The sequence below is a fragment of the Pseudomonas sp. TE3728 genome (genome assembly GCF_056279145.1).
In genome coordinates, this window is the sequence record NZ_JBWBQT010000001.1 from 6,353,397 (window position 1) to 6,378,167 (window position 24,771).

17 protein-coding genes and 5 pseudogenes are annotated in these 24,771 nt (G+C 53.6%); 14 read left to right on the forward strand and 8 right to left on the reverse strand.

Features of this window, described 5'->3' with window-relative positions:
* Nucleotides 1-260 precede the first annotated feature (260 nt).
* The 4 genes from ACZ89R_RS28150 to ACZ89R_RS28165 are packed head-to-tail and all read right to left on the reverse strand — an operon-like array spanning nt 261 to nt 5,671.
* A complete protein-coding gene (locus tag ACZ89R_RS28150) occupies nt 261-2,261 on the reverse strand; it encodes a hypothetical protein (RefSeq protein ID WP_429547445.1) in 2,001 nt (666 codons plus the stop codon).
* Between the two features lie 9 nt (nt 2,262-2,270).
* Nucleotides 2,271-3,203, reverse strand: coding sequence for a TniB family NTP-binding protein (locus ACZ89R_RS28155; protein ID WP_429547444.1), 933 nt, complete (start codon nt 3,201-3,203; stop codon nt 2,271-2,273).
* Nucleotides 3,196-5,043, reverse strand: coding sequence for a hypothetical protein (locus tag ACZ89R_RS28160; RefSeq protein ID WP_429547443.1), 1,848 nt, complete (start codon nt 5,041-5,043; stop codon nt 3,196-3,198). Before ACZ89R_RS28160 ends, ACZ89R_RS28155 begins: the two co-directional genes overlap by 8 nt.
* On the reverse strand, nt 5,006-5,671 hold the full coding sequence (locus ACZ89R_RS28165) for a restriction endonuclease (RefSeq protein ID WP_429547442.1): 666 nt from the start codon (nt 5,669-5,671) through the stop codon (nt 5,006-5,008). The genes ACZ89R_RS28160 and ACZ89R_RS28165 overlap by 38 nt, the downstream gene beginning before the upstream one ends.
* A gap of 456 nt (nt 5,672-6,127) precedes the next feature.
* On the opposite strand from ACZ89R_RS28165, the gene ACZ89R_RS28170 reads away from it, so the two are divergent.
* Nucleotides 6,128-6,907: a hypothetical protein gene (locus ACZ89R_RS28170; RefSeq protein ID WP_429547441.1), complete on the forward strand. Its 780-nt coding sequence runs from the start codon at nt 6,128-6,130 to the stop codon at nt 6,905-6,907.
* 836 nt (nt 6,908-7,743) lie between these two features.
* Here ACZ89R_RS28170 and ACZ89R_RS28175 read toward each other — a convergent pair.
* The gene (locus ACZ89R_RS28175) at nt 7,744-8,700 is read right to left on the reverse strand and encodes a DNA-binding protein (RefSeq protein ID WP_429547440.1); all 957 of its coding nucleotides are present in this window, start codon (nt 8,698-8,700) and stop codon (nt 7,744-7,746) included.
* Between the two features lie 525 nt (nt 8,701-9,225).
* Here ACZ89R_RS28175 and ACZ89R_RS28180 point away from each other — a divergent pair.
* From ACZ89R_RS28180 to ACZ89R_RS28190, 3 genes are all read left to right on the forward strand, one after another.
* Nucleotides 9,226-10,401, forward strand: coding sequence for an ATP-binding protein (locus tag ACZ89R_RS28180; RefSeq protein WP_476241501.1), 1,176 nt, complete (start codon nt 9,226-9,228; stop codon nt 10,399-10,401).
* Between the two features lie 352 nt (nt 10,402-10,753).
* Nucleotides 10,754-11,458: a hypothetical protein gene (locus tag ACZ89R_RS28185; protein ID WP_429547439.1), complete on the forward strand. Its 705-nt coding sequence runs from the start codon at nt 10,754-10,756 to the stop codon at nt 11,456-11,458.
* A gap of 35 nt (nt 11,459-11,493) precedes the next feature.
* Nucleotides 11,494-12,204 (forward strand): hypothetical protein, encoded by a 711-nt coding sequence (locus tag ACZ89R_RS28190; RefSeq protein WP_429547438.1) that lies wholly within the window; start codon nt 11,494-11,496, stop codon nt 12,202-12,204.
* 357 nt (nt 12,205-12,561) lie between these two features.
* Here ACZ89R_RS28190 and ACZ89R_RS28195 read toward each other — a convergent pair whose 3' ends face one another.
* Together ACZ89R_RS28195 and ACZ89R_RS28200 are read right to left on the reverse strand one after the other, a co-directional pair.
* On the reverse strand, nt 12,562-13,335 hold the full coding sequence (locus ACZ89R_RS28195) for an OmpA family protein (RefSeq protein WP_429547437.1): 774 nt from the start codon (nt 13,333-13,335) through the stop codon (nt 12,562-12,564).
* Nucleotides 13,336-13,345: 10 nt separating this feature from the next.
* Nucleotides 13,346-13,759, reverse strand: a complete 414-nt coding sequence (locus ACZ89R_RS28200) for a DUF4398 domain-containing protein (protein WP_429547436.1) — start codon at nt 13,757-13,759, stop codon at nt 13,346-13,348.
* 434 nt (nt 13,760-14,193) lie between these two features.
* Here ACZ89R_RS28200 and nhaA point away from each other — a divergent pair, with 434 nt between their 5' ends.
* A complete protein-coding gene (gene nhaA, locus ACZ89R_RS28205) occupies nt 14,194-15,405 on the forward strand; it encodes a Na+/H+ antiporter NhaA (RefSeq protein ID WP_429547435.1) in 1,212 nt (403 codons plus the stop codon).
* Between the two features lie 112 nt (nt 15,406-15,517).
* Here the strand turns inward: nhaA and ACZ89R_RS28210 are convergent.
* Nucleotides 15,518-15,813: pseudogene (locus ACZ89R_RS28210) on the reverse strand (IS3 family transposase); the annotation flags it as partial.
* Between the two features lie 104 nt (nt 15,814-15,917).
* On the opposite strand from ACZ89R_RS28210, the pseudogene ACZ89R_RS28215 reads away from it, so the two are divergent.
* The 9 genes and pseudogenes from ACZ89R_RS28215 to ACZ89R_RS28255 all read left to right on the forward strand — a co-directional run.
* Nucleotides 15,918-16,346: pseudogene (locus ACZ89R_RS28215) on the forward strand (transposase); the annotation flags it as partial.
* Nucleotides 16,347-16,848: 502 nt separating this feature from the next.
* A complete protein-coding gene (gene tnpA / locus ACZ89R_RS28220; RefSeq protein ID WP_429547434.1) occupies nt 16,849-17,166 on the forward strand; it encodes an IS66-like element accessory protein TnpA in 318 nt (105 codons plus the stop codon).
* The gene (gene tnpB / locus ACZ89R_RS28225; RefSeq protein ID WP_429547433.1) at nt 17,163-17,498 is read left to right on the forward strand and encodes an IS66 family insertion sequence element accessory protein TnpB; all 336 of its coding nucleotides are present in this window, start codon (nt 17,163-17,165) and stop codon (nt 17,496-17,498) included. Before tnpA ends, tnpB begins: the two co-directional genes overlap by 4 nt.
* 61 nt (nt 17,499-17,559) lie before the next feature.
* Nucleotides 17,560-18,909, forward strand: a pseudogene (tnpC, locus tag ACZ89R_RS28230) (IS66 family transposase); the annotation flags it as partial.
* A 577-nt stretch (nt 18,910-19,486) separates the two neighbouring features.
* Nucleotides 19,487-21,148, forward strand: coding sequence for a group II intron reverse transcriptase/maturase (gene ltrA, locus ACZ89R_RS28235; RefSeq protein ID WP_429547432.1), 1,662 nt, complete (start codon nt 19,487-19,489; stop codon nt 21,146-21,148).
* 104 nt (nt 21,149-21,252) lie between these two features.
* A pseudogene (locus tag ACZ89R_RS28240) lies at nt 21,253-21,474 on the forward strand (transposase domain-containing protein); the annotation flags it as partial.
* Between the two features lie 595 nt (nt 21,475-22,069).
* The gene (gene ltrA / locus ACZ89R_RS28245; RefSeq protein ID WP_429547431.1) at nt 22,070-23,356 is read left to right on the forward strand and encodes a group II intron reverse transcriptase/maturase; all 1,287 of its coding nucleotides are present in this window, start codon (nt 22,070-22,072) and stop codon (nt 23,354-23,356) included.
* 59 nt (nt 23,357-23,415) lie between these two features.
* Nucleotides 23,416-24,365: pseudogene (locus ACZ89R_RS28250) on the forward strand (IS3 family transposase); the annotation flags it as partial.
* A 149-nt stretch (nt 24,366-24,514) separates the two neighbouring features.
* Complete coding sequence (locus tag ACZ89R_RS28255) at nt 24,515-24,763, forward strand: hypothetical protein (protein WP_429547430.1); 249 nt, start codon at nt 24,515-24,517, stop codon at nt 24,761-24,763.
* The last annotated feature ends 8 nt before the right edge of the window (nt 24,764-24,771 follow it).

The window sequence follows — 24,771 nt, forward strand, 5'->3', positions numbered from 1 at the left end:
AACCTCGCTTGAAAATGTGCTAATAGAGAGTAGGTAAGTTAAAATACAATGCCGGTTATTGTTCGCTTGCGTGCTTAACCGAGATCAGATAATAGGCGCTTCGTGTTAGCTGCTTTGTATGAATGCATTGGAAGTAGCCGGTTGGGTGCCCGGTTGCGTTAATTCAAGAATGCGCTTTGAGTTAGTGATGGTTTCGGTTGAATAATATATTTCTGGTTGGCGCGGATGAGTTCCACGATTGTGTGAAACGGTTGGCGTCGTCAAATGTAGTGAATGTCCTTTGACGCGATTCGAATGGATCGAGGCTTTGCTGAGTAGAATTCGGACAGGGCTTGCTTTGCTTGAATTCGGTCAAAGATAATTTGTCCATTTATATAGTTAGGGTCGTCGCTGGGTAGTGCGAAAATCTTTTCACTCAATATGAGTTTTGAAATTGATTTGATGGTGCATCCCGCTTCATTTGCAAAATAATGGAGCGTTGTAAATTTCTTGTAGTGAGCGACGATTTTGTCTGCAGTTTCTGTAGTAACAAATTTATTGCAGCTGAGCTCGATGAATTCGGCGAAACCACTGGTAATGTATCTCGAGTGGACCAGATGTTGGTTGCACTTGGCTTTAGTGGAAACTTCAGACAAGGAGGAATGGCTGGCGCGCCATATTAGCGCTTCTTCCAAACTGTTGCCGGTGCAGAAATCTCGTCCGACCGCACCATTCGGTTTTGTCGTATGCGCAACTCTAAGAATTCCCAATTCCAACATAGGTTTTATGTCTTTAACATTGACTTTTAGTTGTTTGGATGCCTCGGAGAACGTAATCAGGCTGTTTGGTCCAAGTGGGTGCTGAATAATATTGGTTGCGGTGTCATTCATTGCGCGCAGTAACTCCTTAGGTAGGCTGTCTCGCCGGTAAACTGGAAGGTCAGCAGCATAAGGCGCACCACCTATTTTTAAAGGGGAAGTTTGAGATAGAAAGTAATTGACTACAGCAGGCTTTAGTGTGGTTCTCGAGCGGATTTCTGATTTCAATATATACCTATCATTGAATTCTTTGATCAAGGGTAGAGTTGTGAATAATCCTTCCATCTTATGCAGTACGACTGATTTTAATAACCCTGCTCGTTCAAGCTTACGGATTCTGGCAGTGCTGGTGTGCAAGACTTCTGCTGCCTCGTTGACGTTGAGCAGCTTTGATGGTGATGGTTTTATTGTGATTTTATCTTTTTCATCCCAGGTGATGGCATTATGGTTGATTAGCGAGGCGCACATGTCAGGGCAGTTGTACAAGGTTGTTTGGAAGATTGTCCGATTGTGGGCGGAGATGCAGCGTTTATCTAACTTTAACTGGGTGACGTTTTCCTTGGTTGCAAACACAAATTCAAGTTCCTTGTCGGTGAATAATAAATTCCCACAACTACAATCAACTGGATGTCCTGCAGGTTTTGATTGTTGTGTGACAAAGTAATATTCCATACCATATCCGCTGAGGATCGGATGCTGACTCAGGATAAAGGGCGCGACCAAGGCGCGACGATGCAGAGAAGGCATTTTTTTCTGTAATTTGAACATTTCCTCAAAAAAAGACGATTTTTTTCCATCAGCAATATTAACGCAGACATCTAAAAGCATGGCGCGATTGTCGGTTGTCGACAGATACCGAAGTGCGTTCATGCACGCCATGAGCAATGAGAAAAATTCATTATTATTCTCTGACATGGCGCGATCAATGATTTTGCTGGAGTGGTGTTCTTGTAGAGTCGTGGGTGCGGTGCGCAAATCGAAACCGCATGGGCAATAAAAATCGTCAAGCTTCAACCACTGAAACGGACTACTGCACTGTGGGCAACGTTGGAGAAAGCTCTCACCGTGTAGAGGGCAAACGTCTGACCAACGGTAGATGTGCATTCGGTTGAGGCATCCGGTGCGGATGCAAGTTGGGCACAGGGCCAATTCCTGTCTCAAGATCGACGCGGGAAATGTCACCCCGTGGATGTTCATGAAGTTCCTTCCTTTTTCATGTGTCAATTGATGAAAGGCGTTGTCTATCTGGGCCTTGTCCTCAGGCGTTATCGCGGAGTGTCGTGTGAGGAGGCGGTGAGTGGCGCATCCTTGCCAAAGTCGCGCAACATTATCATTTAGCTCCAGTTCAAAGGCGCGATTAAGGAGTTTAAGGCTTTTATATCCGTTGATAGTGGCGCAGCGCAGTAACATGCTGACAGCGCTCTCGTTGGGCAAAGGTAATGGGGTGTAGTTCAAGCGAAACATGATTGATACCTATTTATATAGGGTTTTTCGAAGCTGGCTGAGTGTCATGGTAAACGGGTTGTTATTGGTCAGGCGTGTGCTTAAAATTATGCGTTCGGCAGCAACCTCAAAGTCGGATACCAGTAGGTTTTTATCGTTCCGCTCCAAGGCGTCACTCAGCGTTTCGTATAACAGGATTCGAATGGAACGCATGTTTCCACCGGTTATGGCATACAAAGCCAAAATCAGCTTTTCGTCTGTTAGGGGTGGGATCTCCTCGAACTCCATTGTCTTAACTATTTCCTGGGCAAAAGCTCTGATCAGCCGCACGAAGTCGTTGTAGTCTTCTGGCGAACTCAAGGTAAAAGGGTGAAGATGTGCCAAGTAAGGGAAGCGGCCAGCCAAGGCTTGGTGGTTTTTTATAATCAGCTCGCACTCCGGTGTGCCCGCTAACACGACTTCGCCCGAAAATATGTCGGTGAGTACCTTAACCCAATCGCAGACTGTTTCCTGTGTTCGCGCAGCCCCGCGGCGTAACAAGTGTTGCCATTCATCCAGTATGATGAGTTTTGTTTGGCAGTTCTTTAATAAGTTCATCAGGCGATGTTCCAGAGACGCCATCGGCTGGTATAGGTTGTAGGTCTCAAATCGTTGTAGCAGGGCAATGACCACACCCTTGATCGTTACATTGTTAGGGATTCCGCAATAAATCGAAGGATAGATGTCCTGTATTCCTCCATCTGTACGCATAATCGTTCGTGGCCCAAATTCGCTCGTAAGTTGTTGACACATACGTGTCTTGCCCGTGCCGGGGGCACCCAGCAATAACGAGCAGCTTGGTTCGCCTCGGAGTTGGGTGGCTTGTATAGAGCGGTGAAGAGTATCCAATGCCTCACGAAACTGCGGATGTGCGATAGTAAATGCCTTGAACTGCAACAATTTGTCTTGCGCTTCCTTATTCATGATGATCACCCTTGACGCGGAAGGTAGGATAGTCTGTCAAGTCAAGCGAGGATGTTGGCCCGCTCTTTGGCGATGTTGATAGTGCTGACGATAGCGAATGCTTGGTTTTTTTCTTTACCCGTTTTTTACGTGATTGGTCTTTGAACGATTCAAGCATCTGGTTCAGTTCGTATTTTTTCTGACAGGCTTGACTATCATCAAACTTCTTTTTCTCATCTTTGAATGCCTGCACGACTTCTTCATGGTCAGTAAGGGTCAAACCATTCTGATAATTACTGCGAGTCGCATAGGCTGGGTGCCACTCTTTGGGACTGTCGGGATGGGCGACCCAGACTGTGCCAAGATCGCAAGGGTTAAAATAGACAATGGCGGTCTGTTTGGGTGTCAGTCGTTGAGCAATTTCCGGAAGTCCGGGCCCGGTCCAAAACAGCTGCTTGCATTGCACTCTGCCTCTGGAGATCCTCAATCGCCAAACGCTGAGACACAGTTGTTGCAGGTCTTCCAGGGAATAATGTTCTGGCGGAGGAGACAGCTGTTCCAGCTCTTCCCGTTTCTTTGCCGGGCTGGTGTTTAAGCCAGAATGGTACGTATTGTGGTAAACCTCGAGCCACGCGTCGAATGCACGACGCAGGTCATCGAGTTCCATGCACGCGAGTTCCTGTGATGGGTAATCACCCAGGGCGGTAGGGTTGCTTTTCGTTGTGCCGGGCAAGTTATGGCAAAAACTCGTATTAACCGTACGAAAAAAACGCTCTATGAATGCCTTGGCATCGGGATCCCCGACGGGGACATAGTCGATGACGACACCAAGCGTATTGAATGTGTTTTGTATCCAGTTATTAAATATTTCCTTGCCATGATCGGTGGTAACAGCCGAAAATTTACCGTGTTTTATAATGGCTCGGATCGCAGCACGCATGGTTTTTTCGGCACAGGGCGACCCGATGTCGATGTCATGCCCTGAGCACCCACGCCAAGCAAGATCTAAGAATGCCGATAGACTAGGACGACCGATACAGTTGCCTTGCTGATCGATAATATTGACATCCATTCTCTGCGAATCAAAGTGGCTGTTACCGTATAGATCATTCTCCACGTACAAGTGCCCTCCAAATTTATGAATGCGCTGCGCAGCTTTCAATCCCTGACGCTTTAGGGTCACCCAATAGCGGTCCAACGCTAGAACTCGCCGTCTGAATGTGGCGTATGAAGGTATTTCGAGGGTTAAGGCTCCATATCTATGCCGCTCTTTGTTCTCCACCGTCATTTGCGACTTTAGTAGCTGGTAAACATGCATAACGCTTGGACATTCCCGCTGCAGGTAAGATGTTTGGATATAATGGGTTATGAGTTCCTCTGTTGTGTGAAGAATGCGTTTTATGCGTTTGGTGTCGTAGCGCTTGAGTATCGAAAAGGGATTTCGATTACTCATGCGATATTTGTGCGTCCAGCGCCACACCGTCGATACGCTGGGCGGGTGATGATCGTCGATTTTTTTGGCCACATGGCCAATCAGTTCCTGGGTCGCCACTTTTGATAACCGACCATGGGATGACTTGTCATAAGCATCGACATAGCAGCGACGGTAGTTGAAATGTCCTCGTTGTTTAGGGGGGAGTGACATCAATTGCGCCGCCTCGGTCAAGTCCGTCGGCGCCTGTTGATGTTTTACTAAGACGCCGCGCTGCTCCATTGATGCAAACAGGTTGACGTCAAGGTAGCGGTGGTACTGATGAATCAGTGAGCATAGTGAAATGCTATCGTCGACAATTGAGATGATTTCATACACCTGGTTATCCAATTTATACTGAGCACCAACTTTCGGAATGCTGATGTCCATCGTTGCGGACCTCTAGTTGCGTATTGATTGTCAGTCGTTGACGCAAATCGAATATTAGGACTTGGTCGAATATTGCTTTGTAAATGGAGCGAGTGCTGGGGCCGTTCTGTTTCGTCAACAGATCCCCCAGCCGGATCGGCAAGGTGAGTGCCTCTAATTGCCTCGCGCAGTCGCCGCGCTCATCTGCCCCAACGTTGAAAGAGTGCAAGTACAGATATTTTAAGTTCCGCAGGTACTCACCTCGACGAATGCTGTTCTCGTCGGCGAATCTTAATAAGCGACCCAGCTGATTAAAGTAGCAACTGGCGGCCTGTAATTTAGCATTGACTCGGGCGGAAAGTTTGGTGAAGTCAAGTTTGATTTCGGTGTAGTAAACCAGTTCGGTAGTTTCTACCAGGAAGTCGGGGGTGTAATCGTGGATTCGTTCGTCGACGCTGATTTTGAAGATGCCAGGTCGAGATTGGTAGCGCTCCACCGTGGGCTCAAACTCCAGTAGAACGCAATAATCGGCTTCCAGTGTGCTATCGCACACGATCTGTGTCTGGTTTTTCTGAGAGGGAAAGTACACTGAGTGCTTGCCGTAGTGAGACTTTATTGGGCATTCCCTAGGAGCGTCTAAGATAGGCATAAAAACTCCTGTTTTCTCGCATTAACGGCACCTCATAGGGTACCAGTACCGCCTCAAGCGGTCTCTTCGCGCTCAATACCAACACTGTCATACCAAGCTAGAACCGTGGTTCATGGTTACCGTCAATTTTATGAACTTGTAGTTCTACTACATATTGCCGAGCGCCTGTTTTGGATATTGGACGTTGGCTGGATGAGGTTTTATTTTTACCTGTACTTATTTGCGAAAAAAGCGCGTGTACGATTTTTTTTTCAGAAAGGAAAAGTGTTTGAAATCAATCATATGAATGGATACACAAGGATACACAGCGTGCACGACTGACATGTAATGGACCGGCAGAGAGGTGGAACGATCATGTTAGCAACCCGCGTTGACCATGTTGTTGGGCACCTGAGGGCCAAGGCATTGGTGAGGACGTTATGCGATTTAGCTGGATGTCGAAGGAAGCCGTATAGCTTGCGAATCTGGTGGCAAAAGCACCATGAGGGATTGGAAGATAAACCCAATCGGAAATGGGCGGCGTATTTTGAAGGTGCCACACCCCGGCCAAGCTTGCTGAGAGATATGTATGCGGACTATCCCTCGCTTAAAGCGCTTTTTGATAATCCCCTGTGGTTAGCACTGTCCGACGATGCTGGGAAGAGACAGGATTGGGATTGCCTCGCCGAAGGCATACGAGTAGGTGGCCAACCCTTGGGCGCGTTCGACAGTAGTACTTCGTCCCTGTTGTTCAGCCGGGTGGATTGGCCTTGTTTGGGTTTGATGATTATCTTGCTCAGGACGCGGTCGAACAGGTTTGCGATGCACCGAAAATGGTTGCAGATGAATTTCAGTCATTTCTTCTACTTGGCATGCCTGCAAGCACCGTTACGGGATTTCTATGCTGAGTTGTACGGCCTGCTGAAAAACCTGCTGTCGCGGGATTTTGATCTGTATGCATTCAAAAACTGGCCAGGCACTGTCGAAGAGTTTAAGGAGCAGCTTGAGGTCTATTTCTATTTACTCGACGGGATCAAGGCGCTCAATTGGCTGGATGACGTTGAAGCGCAACGCGCATTACTGCTGTGGATTCTGATTGAGGTCGATTCTGGGCTCATGACTTACATCGCTGTGGTGCGTGGGCGTTGGCCTCTCCAATGGCCACTTAAGGTAAGGCGGATATGGCTGCGACAAAGCAAGCTTTGGAAGGGTATGCCTATTGCGTTAGACGGTTACCAGTTACCGGCTCCTCTCTGAGAAAGCACACTCAATGCTGACGTTGTGCAAACTAACCTCCGGGTGTGTTCCGAATTGCGCCGATCTATCACAGATATTTTTCGAGTTGACGGAACTCTGCGAGTTTGGACTTGGAAAAAGCTACTGTTTGATGATTCGTAAGGGTAGATTTAAAAGGGGTGAACAGGGCGTGTCAATCAGTGTACATGTCGTGGCAGTCATTTGCAGTCGTAAAGATCAACGCGGTGAAGTCTAGGGGATAGCCGGTGAAAGCAAATGAACTTAGCGAAATTGTGTTCTGAACATAAACTTGATGAATTTATTAAGTTCGTGCTGTTTCGGTTTTGCCACTGTGTGCCTTGGGCCTATCACTTGCATGGTGCATGGTAATTCCGGACCAGAATACTTGTTTAGCCTGGCCTCAGTGCGCCTAACGTCGCAGCGGAATTTCCGTACCCAGTAAGTTTCAACAGTCCATCCTAACTCACTACGCATGCGAGTTCCGAGGGGTGGAAACAGCGCGATAGCTTGGCCTGCTGATGGAAGTGCCAAAGGCGTTGCCAGTGCTTCCAGGTTTGCCCCGAACGCCCTTTAATCATCATAGGCACATCATGTACCGGCCTACGGGGAATTATGATTGAAGCTGCATCTCAGCGGGGCCGATTAAGCTCCCGAGGTACAACTGGGTTGCTGATGAGGTGAGTCTTCCGGTTTCCACGCATACTGAGTTGCCGTGCGTCTGTGCTCCGAAACAGTCATGCAACCGGTTGAATAAGGTCTGAATGGACCGATTCTGATGCGCTCGATGACGCATCCTTTAGGTTGTAACGTTCACTGAATCAATAGGTACTGATCGCTCAGGGCTGTCGTGCTTCGAGTTCAAGCAAGCGCTGCTGCAACCGTTCATTCTCGAGCAAGGTGCTGGTGTGCGTCTGTTGCAACACGTCGTTGCGCGCAGTCGCACGTTCCAGCTGTGAGCTGAGACGAATCAATCGGGCATTGATCTGATCCTGGGCGTGGCCACGTTCGGCCAATTGCTGGGTCAGCTGGTCGACTTGGCGCTCCTCGTGCTGGGTCTGTTTGCGGCTGGCGACCAGCTCGCTGGTTAAGCGTTCATTGTCACGGCTCAGGCCAACGACGTCGTCCTGCTTGCTGTCCAGTATCCGCGCCACCGCCCGTAGCTGTTGCTCGACCTGCTGCACTTGCTGTTCATGTTGGTGCAGCAGGGTATCGCGTTGCTCCTTGCTCGCCTCGCGAAAATGCAGCAAAGACTCACGGGCATGGGCGCTGGTCTCGTTCAGGGTCTGCAGTTGGTTCTGCTTTTCTGCCAGTTGCGTGCGCAGCTCCTGCACTTTGGCCTGCAGCGTCGCCGTCAGCTGCTGCTCGGCAACCAACTGCGTGCACAACGTCTCATTTTGGGCTCGTGCCTGCGCCAGTTCGGCGGCCACGTCGTGGATTTGCATCTGTGCCTGTTCCAGCTCGCGGGTGCGCTGGGACAGGTTGGTGCGTAAGTCTGTGCGTTCCGCGGCAAATTGCTCACGCTCGTGGATCAGCGTCACCTCGGCCTCTTGCGCCAGTTGCTCGCTCAGCGAGGCAACCACCGCCAGCAGCGGGGCGCTGACGCGTTCTTGGGGGCTGAGCACGGCGCTGCTCGGCACCGCCTGGATTTCCTTGAGGTAGCGGGCGATGGTGGTTTTCGAACCGGTGTTGCCGAGCTCAATGCGCACCGCGTCGATACTCGGCCGGCGTCCGCGTTGGAGCAGGGCAGTGCAGGCCTCTTTGACCAGCGCCTTGTTAATGCCACCGCGGGCCATGGTCGCTCTCCCGACGATTTCGTACTGTGTCATGAGTCATGTAATTACGGGCTATCAAACCCTGCCTGCTATGCGTTTCGCCGACGATTACTGACGCGGGGTAAGCCGGAGTTACCCCGTGTCAGCGCATTTATTTGCCGTTTTTGCCGTTAAGCTCGGTACAACAAGCGTGTTAGCCGCCAACAAGGCGATTTGCTTCTTATTAGCGTAGTTGTCTTTGCTGATGACGTTCCTCCGGTATTCGTTGTTTATTCATCGCCGGAGTAGGCACCGGCGAGTGCCGCGGTTAACGGCTAGAATGACGGAGTTCCTGGCCGAAAAGTGTCTGGGCGGCACAACGTTGGCAGGTCGATTGGATATATCGAGTTTCGCCTAGTAGAGACAAACATTGACCCGGCTTTATGGGGCCTGTCTGCTCTTTCGGGGTTTAACATTTACCAATTTATAAAGATGTTAGTTGGTTTATGTTGTCAGCATAATTTCACTAACTTTGGTCTGCTTATGAACCCCATTAGCAATCCCTACATGCCAGGCGCAGGCCTACCACCCCCGGTGCTAGCGGGGCGAGAGGCCTTGCGTGAGCGGGTGCGGATTGGCATGGCGCGCCTGCGGGTGGGCCGATCGGCCAAGAGCGTGCTGATGGTCGGCCTGCACGGCGTCGGTAAAACCGTGCTGCTCGAGCAAATGCGCCTCGATGCAGAAGGCGAGGGCGTGCACACCCTCTGGATTGACGACCCTGAACAGCGATCACTGCCCCCGGTGCTGGCGCCTCAGTTACGACTGGTGCTGCTGCACCTCAGTCAAATCGAGGCGGCGCAAGACACCGCCCAGCGTGCATTAAGCGCCCTGGCGGGTTTTACCCAGGCGCTGGAGGGGCCGCTCAACGACAGGCTAATTGACCTGGATTTTGACACCGAAGCGGCGGGCTTGGCTGAGCACGGCCACCTGGAGGGCGGTTTCACCACATTGCTGGAACACGCCGGTTTGGCGGCTAAGCAGGCCAGCTCCGCGCTGGTGCTGTTTATCGATGAGTTTCACTGTATCGAAGCGGCCCAGCTCTCCGGCCTGATCGTCGTCTTACAGCGCTGCGCGCAATCCCGTTTGCCCATCATGGTGGTGGGCGCTGGCCTGCCCCAGCTTCGGGCTCGAGTGGGCAACGCCAAGGCGTACGCCGAGCGGTTGTTTGACTATCCGGCCATTGGCCCACTGTCTGAGGTCGAGGCTGCCCAGGCCATTGTGCAGCCGGCTGCAGAGGAGGGGGTGGCCTTCGACGCGGAGGCGGTCGACCTGATCGTCGAGAAGACACGAGGGTATCCGTTTTTTCTCCAGGCGTGGGCCAGCCATGCATGGGATGCGGCATCAACAAGCCCCATCTCGTTGGCCGACGTGGAGCGGGCTTGGACTCCAGCTATCGTATCGCTTGATGAGCGTTTTTTTCGGGCCTACTTTGACCGTCTAACGCCGACGGAAAAGCAGTATCTGCGAGCTATGGCTGACCTTGGCCCGGGGCCGCACCGCTCGGGCGAGATTGCCGACCGTCGAGGCCGTCGAGTCCAAGCCGTCGCGCCGCTCAGAAATGGCTTGATCGGCAAAGGGATGATCTGGAGCCCCGGTCATGGGGACACGGCGTTCACGGTGCCGTTTTTTGACGAATTCATGCAGCGGATCATGCCATGCGATGACCGGAGGGTTGTCAGCTGATGCACCGGCTCGCCACCTGGGATCGCGCAGGCTCACGCGCGAGCCAAGCATTTAAGCGATGGCTTTTTGCTAGTGCGTGATCCAGCCTCTGCGCTACAGTGGCGCTGACGTTGTGACCACTCACCAGGATGTGTTTCATACATGCGTGCAGCTCTTTCCGCCGATGTCATAGGCAGTTTCAACCGTGTTCAATCGACCTTACGCGCTGCCGCTGATGAGGTGGCCTTAAGATTGCGACAAGCACACGAAACACACGATCAATTGCCTTGGTTGCAACGAACTACCGAGGCGATTGAGCTAAAAAACGCCCTACGGCCGGCCTCGGAGGCGCTACATCGGGCTCAGCAGGCAATTGCTTGCGATCAAGGCCGAAGGCCGCTGGGGCCAACCAATAGCATGGTTTCAGGCCAGTAAGGAGGTTACCGCGGCTGCGCAGGTATTGGCGGATCAGCAGGGCAAAGCCAGTGGTCTCAGCGAAACAGCGCTTCGGACTCAACAGGTCACCACTCACAATCACCACGTTGAGGAGGTGGCCCGGCAGCGCAAGCAGGTCGGCCAGACGATAGAACAGGGCAAGACATGGTTGACGGCTGGCAGGAATCTGCAAGCGCAGCTGGACCTGTTGGAGCAGGCGTTCTCGCGCTATGGCTGGGTCAGCAGCACCACCGCTGCCGTCCTGGATAAAATTCTTCAGCAGTTGATCCGACGTGACGTATTGGCGGCGCTTCAGGTAGCAAGCACTCTGCTCTTTCAGACGATGCCCGCGCCGGCGCAGATTGCGCAGTGGGTTGCAGAAACTGAGCGCCTCCTGGAACAAGCGCGTAGCGAGGAGGGAGTGGGGTTCACGGCATTGGCTTCCTTCAGATCAATTGTGAGCGATGTCACAGAGCTGGTACTGGCAGGCTGCACGTCACCCGTCCAACGAGCGGTACAGCAAGATCCCGATCCAGTGGATCGCTGGTATCACCTGGCGCACCAGTTAACCCAACCTGGACATGTCGTGCACTGGGTGCAATGGGCGCTGTACTGGGCCGGTTTTCCAAGGACCTGTCATTAGCCGATGCGCACGAAGAGCATTCTACGGGAGGCTTTTTGAACAGTTTTCGTACGGAACTCGAGCGCTGGGCGGGACCGAGAATCGACGCCATGGGCTATCCCAATGTGACGTCTTTCATGGGCACATTGGCCTTAGGGGGGACCACGGCTGAAGCCCATCTCGGGGCGGATTTCGGCATCATCGTGGAGGTCAACGTGGGTGGGCTAGTGGTGCATAAGGTCGCGTTGGTGCAGGGCAAGGTAAGTACAAATGGCAAAGCTGATATCGGGAGTAAGCCCAGTGGTCCGCAGCACTTGACCCAACTGCAAAAACTGAATGACCCACAGCGGGATTTTTACGCGTTCTACCACCGAGGATTACGGAAGGCGAGTGTTCCCTGGCCGACCGTTAACCGAGCGTGTGCATTGGTCACGCCCGCTACTGATCTGCAAGCGGAGTCGATCAGAATCTCAACCCGGGAAAGCGGTTGGGACTGGCCCTCTTTTATCGCCTTTGGGCTGTGCAACGATACCAGTGGGGTCGGGCGAATGTTGGAGGACCACGAGGACGCACTGGCCGTCCTGAGCGGTGGTCATCGCCAACTTCTACCCAGTCGACTGATTGTGGTGGCTGCTGGGGGTGGTGATTACAGTCTCGATCTTCAGCGTCGGGTACGTCAGCACTATTCCAGCCTAGGCCCAGGGTATCAGCGCGCCATGGACAAAGATGATGGGCCTGAAATGAAAGGGCCGCGTTGGAGCCGTTAAGGTCAAGCACCTTGAAGGGGAGCTGCAAAAAGTGCTGAAAGACTGAAGTCGCTCCATGCTCTGATTTTGGTGCTCCCTTGTGCCTGGGAGTTGGCTTCCTCCTTTAACCGCCTCCGCGCTGATGATTCCTGCGTAACCCAGAACAGGGTGCGTAGGCTCGCACCCTGTTTTCCGAGCGCGGATAGAACATGTTCATAAGCGCGCATCTCGTTTTCCCTTCAGCACTACCAACCACTCTCACGCTGTGGACAAATTTTGATCGTAACGAATGCTGGCGGCTAAGCGACGAGATCCATAAAAAAACCGCTGCCAGTTCCGGTCAGCGGTTTTTTTAAGCGGGGCTCTCCCGTTTTTACCTCAATTGCGAGTGCCCACCATCGCGGCACCGTTGGACACAATCACCTCGACCCGACGGTTGTGCTGACGGGACTGAGCGTTGCCGTTGTCGGCAATCGGATACTGCTTGCCGAAACCCTGGGTGGCGATCCGCTGGCGATCAACGCCCAATTGCACCAGCGCCGTGGCCACGGAGGCAGCGCGACGCTCGGAGAGCCGCTGGTTGAAATCATCGCCTCCCACATTATCGGTAAAGCCTTCGACCCGGACTTTGCGCTCTGGATTGTTTTGCAGGAAGTCCGCCAGTTGCCGGAATTGTCGCTGGCTGCCGTATTTCAGATCGGCTTTGCCGGTGTCGAACAGCACATCGCCGAACGTCACGACTTCGCCGCGCTCGGTTTTCTGTGCCTTCATCGCTTGCAGGGCCTTGAGCTGTTGGGTACGCACGTCGAGTTGCACTTGAGTACGCTCGGCATCGATTTTTTTCAGGTCGACCTCAGCCTTGCGTCCGGCAATGGTTTGTTCGGCCAAATTGATTTTCTGCGCCGCCAAGTAAGCCAGCTGATTGATCTCCGGTGCCTTGCGGTCTTTGAGGGACGCTTGATCGGCCTTGTTCAGCGCAGTAAATGCGTCCTTGGTTTCGATGGCCGCGAGGGTGCTCGATTCCGGCTTGTGTTGTAGGTCGGCAAATTTTTGGCGAGCGTCAAGCAGCTGCGCATTTTCCGGAGGCGTTGCGCAGCCGGTGAGTAACACAGCAACCGCAGAAACAGCGGGTAACAACATAAAAGTACGCATGGACAATTCCTTATTGAGTGCTGGACGGCGTATTGAAACCGCTGATCGGGTCTTGCAGCATTTCCTGCTTGAGCACCTGGATGCCATTGCGTGCGTCAGTCAGTTGCTTCTGCCACTTCACGGATCGAGCCTTGCTCTCGGCCAAGTTGGCATCGGCTTCGATCTGCTCAGCCAACAGTTTGGCCTGGGGATAGTTTTTCTCGCCCAGAGCACGTTCCATCATGAACATCTTGTCCTGTGCGGCTTTCATTTCCAGCGGTGCGTATTGGGTCGCTTCGGCGGACACCGCCCGGTTGAGCGCGTCGCGAGACAACGTGATCTGCTGCTCCGGAATCGGTGCACTGGCGCAGGCACTCAAGGCGCCGGCCATGACCAGCAGGCACACGGAACGACGCGTACGGGAAAACACACGTTGAGTCTTCATCAACTGCTCCAAACTAAAAGTAAGATCGAAAAGCCTTGAAACACCTGCACGTTAAAGGAGGTAATACGGAGGGGGATGTAGGAAATGTCCCAAAATAGGACAGGCAGTCCAGACGGGGAGAAAGGATGCTTGAACAGAAGCTGCTGCAGGCTGCGATCTTTTGAGCCTGGTGTGATGCCTCTCAGGCATCTATACACCTTCCGAAACAGGCGCCCCCGGGAGAACCTAGCCAAATAAACGATGGGCCGCATTATATTGACACCGGATTGCAGCAAGAATCCGGCTCTGTTCGGCACGGGTGTATGGCACTTTCATCATGACCACTCAACGATAAACTTTTTGTGTAGAATGTCGCCCTGGGTGCCACCGCAAAAGCGCGGTAGGGCAGGTTTTATTTAGCGTAGGTCGGGCCGCCTCGCGGGAGTCCCTTGCCTATGAGCCGTGATCCTTCGCCTCTGCGTATAACCCATACCCATCGTGAGTCACCTTCCACTCTGGCTTTTCTCTCTCGATTTCTCGCCGCTGAATCAGCAGGTGGCTTGATCCTGATGGCCGCTGCTCTGACAGCGCTCGTCGTGGCAAACACTACTTGGTCTGCCGCTTACTTCTCGACACTGCAAATCAAAATCTCCGGGCTCTCGATAGAACACTGGGTTAATGATGGTCTGATGGCTATTTTTTTCATGTTGGTCGGCCTAGAGATCAAGCGGGAAATGCTGGTAGGCCAGTTATCGACCTGGAGCCAGCGCTCTCTTCCAGGTTTCGCCGCTCTCGGCGGTATGCTGTTACCTGCTTTAATCTACATCGTCGTCAACTGGGGTAACACTGAGACCATCAGTGGATGGGCCATTCCAGCCGCAACCGATATCGCGTTTGCCTTGGGCGTCCTATCATTGCTCGGCAAGCGTGTTCCCGTTTCCTTGAAAATTTTTCTGTCCGCACTAGCGATTCTTGATGATCTTGGGGCAGTACTCATCATCGCCCTGTTCTATACCAGTGGGCTGTCCGTCGGCATGCTGCTGGCTTCGCTGGGGGTTACTGTTTTCCTGGTGGTACTAAATCGTTGTGGCGTGAGAAGACTCCTTCCTTACGTGGCAGCAGGCGGGTTGCTATGGTTTTTCATGCTCCAATCCGGTATCCATGCGACCTTGGCTGGCGTCATTCTTGCCCTCTGCATACCGCTGGGTGATCCGAATAACGAGCGTAAATCACCACTTCTCTATCTCGAAGAGAAAATGCATCCATGGGTAGCTTTCGCGGTTGTGCCGATCTTCGGTTTTACCAATGCCGGCGTATCCCTTGCTGGTATCTCGCCAAATAATCTAATTGATCCGGTCCCGCTGGGGATAGCTCTAGGGCTATTGCTAGGTAAGCAAATAGGAATATTCGGCCTGGCAGTCCTAGCTATTCGCTTAGGTTTGGCAAAACTACCCGAGGGTTGCAGCTGGCTTCAGCTTTATGGAATAGCACTCTTGTGCGGTATTGGATTCACGATGAGCCTTTTTATAGGGGTATTGGCATTCCCAGGTGCTCCGCATCTGATAGACGAGGTAAAAGTAGGAGTGCTTTTGGGCTCGATCCTTTCCGCCATTTTGGGGGTTGCCGTTCTGCTGAGGGCTAGACGCTCAAAGGTTGTTCAAGCCTAAGCATCAGGATTAGAGTATCCGTCCGATCACCCTGACTTGTTTTGTAACCGCGGCGTTTTTCAAGGTGCTTGTCGCTTCAACCGTCTAACTATGCCGCTCTTTTCTCGACCTGTTACTCTCGATCCGGGATCAACAGCACAGTGCCGATCGGCTCCCAGTTACGTGTTCGACCCGACCAGTGTCCGGCTTTTGCTCTTTGGCTCGTTCGTACAGCTCAAGTCGCCGAGCCAGGATCTGCAGATCCTGCCCTCGGTGTCGCTCTGCCGGGGTCACGAAGCGGATCCGGCTATGCCGGTGCTCGTGGTTGTACCAGCGCATAAAATCCCTGACCCACGTGCGTGTGGCGTCAAGACTGGCAAAGCCATCCGCCGGCCATTGCGGGCAGTACTTCAACGTTCTGAATAGTGAAGCGTCCGGCGAAGTCACCTACCCTATACCTGTGATAAGAGCTATGTTCTCCACTTAAAAGTGATCTGCACCCCAAAGGTTGGACACAACCGATGGGGTGTTTCATGGGTAAGTACACAGAGCAAACGAAGCTCACAGCAGTACAAGACTACTGTTCCGGTAACGGGGGGTTGAGGGATGTGGCACACCGTCACGGTGTGGACTTCTCCTCCCTTCGACAGTGGGTCGCGGCTTATCAGGTGCACGGTGCTGCTGGGTTGAAAGAAAAAAGGCTGCAGCACTACAGCGCCGACTTCAAACTGGTGGTCTTGAAACGCATGCGCGAGGAACAGCTTTCCTATCGTCAAGCGGCGGCATTGTTCGACATCCGTAAATTCAACATCATCGGTCTCTGGGAGCGCCGTTATGATGTGGGTGGTTTTGATGCCTTAACCAAGCAACCTAAAAGAGCCGGACGCCCAAAAAAAATGCCAACACCAACTTCCCCTGTTCAGCCTGATTCCCCAGATGATGAGTCACGTTCGCGCGATGAGTGGTCGCGGTAGGGACGGCAGTTGCCTGCCGCCCCCCGCGCAGATCCGTACGTGCGGAACTACCGCATACGGCTCCTGCCTTGGGTACGTGACGCGAAGCGATCCTCAGGATAAGGATGTGCATTTCTGGGTCTAGGTATGTAGAGATCGGCAAGCCGTCCGTAGCGTGACCACTGGAGTCGGTTACGCTGGCTGCGTCGCTTGAGAGCTTGCCGCCATAGACGGCATACCGCCAACCGAAAACCGCCAAGACGTATCAGATTTCCCGGCACCGCGTGGTAATTGAAGTACCCACTGACCACTCGGTTAAGCCACTGACCCACGACTCGAACAGGCTCATGACGTCGGCGTTTCAGCTCATCCCGAATAGCCAGCAGCGTCGCACGCATTCGCTTCTTGACCGTAAGGGGCCGGCGAACACACCTTCCGAGCCAGGCCGATAAGGGCGATTGTGTCCGCGTATTTTTAAGCGGACGTAATTACCCTTAACGTCAGGATCGCCATGCGCCAACGTAAGTCCTACCCGAAATCCTTCAAAACCCAAGTCGTCCAAGAGTGCGAACAGCCCGGTGTGTCCGTGGCGGCTATTGCGATGAGGCACGGTATCAACGCCAATGTCGTTCGCCGGTGGATACCGCTTTACCGGGATCAGCAGGCAGTCGCTCTGCCAGCTTTCATTCCTTTGAAAGTCGAACCAAAGCGAAAGACCGAAGCGTTGGCGATCATTGAATTACCGCTCTGCCAGCAAACGCTCACGGTGAGGTGGCCAACTTCCGATCCTGAAGGGTGCGCCCGATTCATCCGTGGACTCGTCCAATGATCCGCATCGATTCCATCTGGCTCGCCACCGAGCCGATGGACATGCGCGCAGGCACCGAGACCGCGTTAGCCCGGGTGATCACGGTGTTCGGTGCGGCGAAGCCGCACTGTGCTTATCTGTTCGCCAACCGCCGCGCCAATCGCATGAAAGTGCTGGTGCATGACGGCTTCGGCATCTGGCTGGCTGCTCGTCGGTTAAACCAAGGCAAGTTCCACTGGCCAGGCATTCGCCATGGCGCTGAAATAGAGTTGGATACCGAGCAACTCCAGGCTTTGGTGTTGGGCCTGCCATGGCAGCGCGCGGGCTTCGGCGGCGCGATCACACTGCTTTAACGGCTGCCATTAGCCTATCGGTCTATCGTCGCGAATTGTCTGGTCTGGCAAAATCGGCACCATGACTTCGCTCCCCAATCTCGATCACCTTACCCCTGAACAACTGCGCGCTTTGGCGGCGCAGTTGATACAGCGTGTCAAGACACTCGACCAGCAAGTCGAGACGATGGGCAAGACGGTCGAGACCATGGGCAAGAAGATCAACCGCGACCAAACGGTGATCGAGAAGCTGACCCACGAAATCGCACAACTCAAGCGTTTGAAGTTTGCCAAGCGCAGCGAGCAGATGAATCCTGAGCAGGCCAGCTTGCTCGATGACCTGATCGATACCGATATCGCGGCGATTGAAGCAGAACTTCAAGCCTTGCAACCCGCTCCGTCGCCGACCGAGAAAAAGCAAAAGCCCAAACGCACTGCTTTACCGGCAGAGTTTCCACGCACCTTGATCCATCACGAGCCGGACAACACTCACTGCCCATGTGGCTGCGCACTCAAGCGCATCGGTGAAGACGTCAGCGAGAAACTGGACTACACGCCCGGCGTGTTTACCGTTGAACGCCATGTCCGTGGCAAGTGGGTATGCGATGACTGCGAAACGCTGATCCAGGCACCCGTTCCGGCGCAGGTCATCGACAAGGGCATCCCGACAGCCGGACTACTGGCCCACGTCATGATCGCGAAGTTTGCTGACCATCTGCCTCTTTATCGTCAGGAATCGATTTTCGGTCGTGCCGGCTTGGCAATTCCACGTTCAACTTTGGCTCAATGGGTTGGCGTTACCGGCGTGCAGTTGCAGCCTCTGGTCGATGCGCTGCGCGACGTAGTGCTCGGGCAGCAGGTTATCCATGCTGATGAAACACCCGTGCAGATGCTCGTTCCGGGCTCAAAGAAAACCCACCGTTCCTATGTTTGGGCCTACGCCACCAGCCAGTTCTGCGAAACAGCGGCTGTCGTTTATGACTTCAGCCCCAGCCGCGCCGGAGAACACGCCCGCAACTTCCTGCAAGACTGGAAGGGCAAGCTGGTCTGCGATGATTTTGGTGGCTACAAGGCCAGCTTCGAACTCGGTGTCACCGAGATTGGCTGCATGGCCCATGCACGACGTAAGTTCTTCGAATTGCATGCCACCAATAAGAGCATGCTCGCCGAGCAGGCGCTGCGCTACATCCAGTTGCTGTACGAAGTCGAGAGCGAAGCCCGCGACCTGGAGCCGGATTTACGGCGCCGAATACGGCAAGAAAAAGCCGTACCGGTGATGGATATGCTGCATGCCTGGATGATCGCCCAGCGTGATCTCGTGCCTGAAGGCTCGGCTATTAGCAGGGCGCTGGACTACAGCCTGAAACGCTGGGCAGCGCTGTCGCGCTACCTCGATGACGGGGCCGTACCCATCGATAATAATTGGTGCGAAGTGCGACACGAAGTCGCTTACAGAAGTTGTTCCCCCTTGAGGGAACCACCCGTGTCACCGGGTGAATCTAGAAGGCTGAATCAAGAGCGCTTTCGACAATGTGACGAGGCACCGCAGGGTGTGGGGTACTAATCGTGAGAGGCGTACTCTTCTGGCAGCCATGGCCGGACAAGGGCTAGATAGTCGGTATGGTGAACACATGTGAACCTGCGTAAAGATCGTTAAATTGAACGAGCGGAAATGGCTTATACGCTCGAACCAAAAGGTAGCGGAGGTGGGAACAGCGTTTTTCTGCACGCGCGTTCGTGACCCACATGCCTCCCGGTCGATAGCAGGCACCTAACCCGACGTACTTCAGTAAGCGGAACGTGGAAATCCCGTATCGCTCCCCTGGGGGACAGCCGTTTGCAAAAACGGCCCATGGTGGTGCGGGCGAAGGAACGAGGAAAAAGCGAACGCCATCCTGTAACGGGCTGGATAGGAGTTGAAACATCACTTCACGCGAAAGCGGGCAGACGTCCTCATGGTCTCTCTTCACAAGAGAGTAGGTAGAACCCTTTCAACGGAAGGAGAGCAAATGAACGCAGCAGCATTGGCGTGTGCACCTTCCGGCACGTCGTGGGACGGCATCAATTGGGCCGACGCTCAACGTCGAGTAAGAGGGCTGCAAGCGCGTATTGTGAAGGCCGTACAAGACGGCAGGCATAACAAGGCGAGAGCCCTGCAATGGCTGCTGACTCACTCGTTTAGCGGCAAAGCTTTAGCCGTGAAACGTGTGTCTGAAAACAAAGGCAAAAATACTCCCGGTGTGGACAAGGTCACTTGGAATACGCCTAGGGCCAAGATCGGTGCGATAGAGTCGTTGAAGCGGCGAGGCTACTCGCCGCTTCCGCTTCGGAGAGTCCTCATTCCGAAGAAAAACGGTAAGACTAGACCTCTCGGAATTCCCGCGATGAAATGCCGGGCCATGCAGGCACTCCATTTGCTGGCTCTGGAACCGATAGCGGAAACCACCGCCGATCCGAACTCTTATGGATTCAGGCCGGAACGCTCAACTGCGGATGCCGCCGCACAGTGCTTTGGTGTGCTGTCACGAAAAGCAAACGCGGAGTGGGTGTTAGAGGGCGACATTCAAGGCTGTTTCGACAATATCAGCCATGACTGGTTGATCGCCCACATCCCCATGGATAAAGCGATTTTGCAGAAATGGCTCAAGGCCGGCTACGTCTACCGGAATGAGCTATTCCCCAGCCACGCCGGAACCCCGCAGGGAGGCATCATATCCCCGGTGTTGGCGAACATGGCGCTGGACGGTTTGGAAGCGATGCTGGCGAAGAGGTTTCCCAATGCAAAGTGGACAGCCCGAAAAATGCAGATGGTGCGTTATGCAGATGACTTCATCATCACTGGCTGTTCGAAAGAGTGGCTGGAGAATGAAGTCAGGCCCGCTGTGGTTGAGTTTCTAGCAGAGCGTGGACTTGTCCTCTCTCCGGAAAAAACCAAAATAACGCACATAGGGGACGGGTTCGACTTCCTCGGATGGAACTTGCGCAAGTACAACGGCAAGCTCCTAATCAAGCCATCGAAAGCGAACATCAGGGCTCACCTTGCCAAGCTCCGGGAAGTGATCAAGACCAACAAGTCGATTAAACAGGTCAATTTGATTGGGCTGCTCAACCCGATTTTACGGGGGTGGGCGAACTATCACAGCCACGTGGTCGCCAAGAAAGTCTTCAATCAGGTAGACAGCGAAGTCTGGACAATGCTCTGGCGCTGGGCGGTGAGACGGCATCCGCGCAAAGGAACCCGGTGGGTCAAGGACAGGTATTTCAAAGTCCGAGGATCGCGCCGGTGGGTGTTCTTCATCGTTGAAAAATACGCAGACGGTAAGGCAAGGGAATACACCTTACTGAAGGAATCGGATACGCCGATAGTGCGGCACATCAAGATCAAGGCTGCTGCCAACCCGCATGACCCCAATTGGGATGAGTATTTCGAGTTCCGATGGGGCAAGAAAATGCTCAAATCAACGAAGGGACGAGCGAAGCTGTATCGCGTCTGGCGACAACAAGGCGGCCTATGCTCTGTTTGTCATAAGCCCGTTACCAAAGATACGCCGTGGCATAGTCGCCACATCGTAAAGTTGGCCGACGGCGGAACGGAGGCCGCAGTCAATCTTGAGATCTATCATCTGCGTTGCCCCAGAGATCAGCAGTACGCCAATGTCAAAGAGGTATAGCCGGGTACTTAACAGTGCCTTTGTAGAGGCTTGAGCCGTGTGCTGGGAAACTCGCATGCACGGTTCTTAGGGGGTTGGACGCGGGTAACCGCGTCTGACTACCCGACAACCAGATCCGTCCGTGGGCTCTTGGACGCAAGAACTGGCTCTTCGCAGGGTCGCTACGCAGCGGCAAACGGGCAGCGGCGATCATGAGCTTGATCCAGTCTGCGCGGCTGAATGGCCATGATCCGTACGCGTATCTAAAGGATGTCCTCACGCGCCTGCCGATGCAGCGGGCAAGTGAGATCGATCAGTTGCTGCCGCATAAGTGGCAGCCGGTTTAGTTACGCAAGGTGTGATCGCCGGACGCATAGTGCGCCAGTTAAAGCTGGCGAAGGATAGTCGATGAAAGTTCGATACTGGTAAGAAATGGCGAATCAACCAGACCCCGAGTCATGCATGTTGCACCGTGAGGTGCAGGGTGAAGCGTTGACAGGGGAAACCGATGGGCCAGCCATTGAGCCGCGTAATCAGGAATCCGGGATGCTGATGCTGTTATGCGAAGCAGAAGGCAATACGGAGCATGGCGTTATACGCCAGTCATGCTCTGATCCCGCGCGGTCGGAGACCCTGTGCACGTCGGGAAGTCCTTCGCACAGAAACTGGGAGATCTCAGCGGTGCCCGGTGCGCAAACACCGGGCGGAGCAGGAAAGGCCAAAAGCCGTAACCCTGCTATCCACGCCGCTGAGAAGTCGGATACGTCCGTAGTACCTGAGAAGCCATCGAACAAAGGGCCAAGCCCCGCGGAGATAGTGGAGGAAAGGGACGTAGCCAAGGGAAACACCGACATGCCCCCCGTGCCCCGGACACAGAGCCGGATCAGTTGCGCGTCGATGGGACTTGAAGGTGTACGTGAAGCAGCCCGAAGGAACAAGGGCATGCAGTTCACGGCATTACTGCACCACATCACACCGCAGTTATTGGCGCAGAGCTTCTATGCACTGCGCCGCGATGCAGCGGTGGGCGTGGACGGCATGTCGTGGCGAGAGTATGAGGAAGGTCTTCTCCAGCGGGTGAACGATTTGCACGGAAGGCTTCACAGTGGAGCCTATCGGGCAACGCCGTCGCGGCGGGTCTACATCCCCAAAGCCGACGGTAGGCAGCGTCCGCTGGGTATTGCCTCTCTGGAGGATAAGATCGTACAGCAGGCAGTTGTTACTGTTCTGAATGCGATCTATGAAGAAGACTTTCTAGGATTCTCGTACGGGTTTCGGCCGGGACGCAGCCAGCACGATGCGCTGGATGCATTAACGGTCGCGCTCAAAGGCCAGAAGGTGAACTGGATATTGGATGCGGATATCACGTCGTTCTTTGATGAGATCGACCATGAATGGATGCTGATGTTTCTGGGACACCGGATTGCAGACCGGCGCCTGCTCGGGCTTATCTGCAAATGGCTTCAGGCGGGAGTAATGGAAGATGGCCGTAGGGTAGCTGCTACCAAGGGATCCCCTCAGGGGGCAGTGATTTCACCCGTGTTGGCGAATATCTATCTGCACTACGTGCTGGATCTGTGGGCAAGACAGTGGCGCCAGCGGCATGCTCGTGGCGATGTGATTGTGGTGCGCTACGCGGACGACAGCGTGGTGGGTTTCAGGACGCAATGGCAGGCTCAGCAATTTCTGGTGCAGTTGCAGGAACGCTTGGCCAGGTTCGGTTTATCACTCAACGCTTCGAAGACACGGCTGATTGAGTTTGGTCGTTTTGCTGCGAGAAATCGTAGGAAGCGAGGCTTAGGTAAACCGGAGACTTTTGACTTCCTGGGCTTCACACACTGTTGTAGTGCCAACAGAAGCGGTGGATTTCAAATACTGCGACTGACGGTCAAGAAGCGAATGCGTGCGACGCTGCTGGCTATTCGGGATGAGCTGAAACGCCGACGTCATGAGCCTGTTCGAGTCGTGGGTCAGTGGCTTAACCGAGTGGTCAGTGGGTACTTCAATTACCACGCGGTGCCGGGAAATCTGATACGTCTTGGCGGTTTTCGGTTGGCGGTATGCCGTCTATGGCGGCAAGCTCTCAAGCGACGCAGCCAGCGTAACCGACTCCAGTGGTCACGCTACGGACGGCTTGCCGATCTCTACATACCTAGACCCAGAAATGCACATCCTTATCCTGAGGATCGCTTCGCGTCACGTACCCAAGGCAGGAGCCGTATGCGGTAGTTCCGCACGTACGGATCTGTGCGGGGGGCGGCAGGCAACTGCCGTCCCTACCGCGACCCGATGAGTTGCTTGCCGAGCTGAAGCAGTTGCGGATGGAAAACGATTATCTAAAAAAGCTCGATGCCTTGGTTCAGGAGAAGAAACGAGCAGCGCAGCAGAAGAAGCGCAAATCGTGATAGAGCTAAGGCAGCGCCACTCTTTAGAAGGCTTGCTGAAAGTGGCCGGATTGGCACGCAGCACGTTTTACTATCAGCAAAAGGTGCTGCAAACGGCTGATAAATATGCGGATCTAAAAGCCAGGATTCGCTCAACGTTCGACGACCACAAGGGGCGGTATGGTTATCGCCGTATAACGACTGCAGTACGAAACGCCGGCCACCTGGTCAACCACAAGACTGTTCAGCGACTGATGGCGCAGCTTCAGTTGAAGAGTCTGGTGCGCGAGAAAAAATATCGAGCCTACAAAGGGGAAGTCGGTCAGGCGGCGCCTGATCTTCTAAAGCGCGAGTTTGAGGCGTTGCAGCCCAATCAAAAGTGGGTAACTGACGTTACTGAGTTCAAAGTCGGCGGTCAGAAGCTTTATCTGTCGCCCATTCTGGATCTCTACAACGGCGAGATCATTTCCTACGATATTACCAGACGCCCCTTGTTTGATATGGTCGGGAAGATGCTCAAAGGCGCATTTGAGCGACTTCAACCGCATGAAAACCCGATCTTGCATTCAGACTAGGGCTGGCAGTATCGAATGCCCATTTATTGCCGGATTCTCAAAGAGCGCTCAGTCACGCCAAGCATGTCTCGTAAAGGCAACTGTTACGACAATGCGGCCATGGAGAGCTTTTTCGGCACACTGAAGTCCGAGTTTTTCTATCTGAATAAATTCAACGACCTTGATGAGCTTCACGCGGGCATAGACGAGTACATACAGTATTACAATCACTCTCGTATCAGGCTGAAGCTGAACGGCCTGAGTCCTGTCGAATACAGAACTCAGGCCGCTCAGGCATAGACATGTAAACGTCCAGCTTTTTGGGGTCAGATCAAAAGTACGTGGACACCATCGCCCTTATCGTCAGGATTACCATGCGCCAACGAACCTCTTATCCCAAACCCTTCAAAGCCCAAGTCGTCCAGGAATGCCTGTAACCAAGCGTCTCGATGGTCAGCATAGCTTTGCGCCACGGCATCAACGCCAACCTCGCTCGTAAATGGATACCCGCTTATCGTGATCATCAACCGGCGGCGTTGCCCGCTTTCGTTCCAATGAAGCTTGAATCCCAAACCCAGTCCGATCAACAAACATCTGTAAGCATCGAGGTTCCTTTTGGCCAGCAAAAACTCACTGTGAAGTGGCCATCCTCAGATCCTGATGGGTGCGCCCGTTTTATCCGTGAGCTTGCCCAGTGATCCGCATC

Bases quoted from the DNA above. Each gene is read 5' to 3' on its own strand.
- nhaA (WP_429547435.1), top strand. From the start codon at position 14,194: ATGAGCCGTGATCCTTCGCCTCTGCGTATAACCCATACCCATCGTGAG.
- ACZ89R_RS28255 (WP_429547430.1), top strand. From the start codon at position 24,515: ATGGTCAGCATAGCTTTGCGCCACGGCATCAACGCCAACCTCGCTCGT.
- ACZ89R_RS28195 (WP_429547437.1), bottom strand. From the start codon at position 13,335: ATGCGTACTTTTATGTTGTTACCCGCTGTTTCTGCGGTTGCTGTGTTA.
- ACZ89R_RS28165 (WP_429547442.1), bottom strand. From the start codon at position 5,671: ATGCCTATCTTAGACGCTCCTAGGGAATGCCCAATAAAGTCTCACTAC.
- ACZ89R_RS28160 (WP_429547443.1), bottom strand. From the start codon at position 5,043: ATGGACATCAGCATTCCGAAAGTTGGTGCTCAGTATAAATTGGATAAC.
- tnpA (WP_429547434.1), top strand. From the start codon at position 16,849: ATGCGCCAACGTAAGTCCTACCCGAAATCCTTCAAAACCCAAGTCGTC.
- ACZ89R_RS28150 (WP_429547445.1), bottom strand. From the start codon at position 2,261: ATGTTTCGCTTGAACTACACCCCATTACCTTTGCCCAACGAGAGCGCT.
- ACZ89R_RS28155 (WP_429547444.1), bottom strand. From the start codon at position 3,203: ATGAATAAGGAAGCGCAAGACAAATTGTTGCAGTTCAAGGCATTTACT.
- ACZ89R_RS28180 (WP_476241501.1), top strand. From the start codon at position 9,226: ATGCCAGGCGCAGGCCTACCACCCCCGGTGCTAGCGGGGCGAGAGGCC.
- ltrA (WP_429547432.1), top strand. From the start codon at position 19,487: ATGAACGCAGCAGCATTGGCGTGTGCACCTTCCGGCACGTCGTGGGAC.
- ACZ89R_RS28200 (WP_429547436.1), bottom strand. From the start codon at position 13,759: ATGAAGACTCAACGTGTGTTTTCCCGTACGCGTCGTTCCGTGTGCCTG.
- tnpB (WP_429547433.1), top strand. From the start codon at position 17,163: ATGATCCGCATCGATTCCATCTGGCTCGCCACCGAGCCGATGGACATG.
- ACZ89R_RS28175 (WP_429547440.1), bottom strand. From the start codon at position 8,700: ATGGCCCGCGGTGGCATTAACAAGGCGCTGGTCAAAGAGGCCTGCACT.
- ltrA (WP_429547431.1), top strand. From the start codon at position 22,070: ATGCAGTTCACGGCATTACTGCACCACATCACACCGCAGTTATTGGCG.